Here is a 279-nt window from a genome sequence, read left to right as displayed (position 1 = left end):
AATGAGAAAATTAAAGGATTTCAAAATACGGGTGAAAACTCAACTTGGCATATCTACTCAGACCAATTCTTGAAGCATCCGAATTGGAGCAAGTTCTTGAATGAAAAAGAACATGCATTTAAACGTTCCGAAAGGGTGGCAAACCTGGCATTAGAAATTTTGAATGACAAGGCACCAGATGCAGCAGGGGGAGATCAAGAGTAGATGTCAAACCCGATTTGCTACATGCCAGATACGAGTATGTTTCGAGATTATGTGAATGGAAATGCACAACAATCA

1 pseudogene is annotated in these 279 nt (G+C 39.4%); it reads left to right on the top strand.

Annotation, left to right across the window (positions count from 1 at the left end):
• Positions 1-204 (top strand): annotated as a pseudogene (locus tag KVT27_RS24320) (hypothetical protein); the annotation flags it as partial.
• Between the last annotated feature and the right edge of the window lie 75 nt (positions 205-279).

The organism is Lysinibacillus sp. GbtcB16 (assembly GCF_019091145.1).
GTDB classification, from domain to species: domain Bacteria; phylum Bacillota; class Bacilli; order Bacillales_A; family Planococcaceae; genus Lysinibacillus; species Lysinibacillus fusiformis.
Note: the sequence above shows the minus strand (reverse complement) of the source record. Positions and strands in the feature narration are given on the sequence as shown.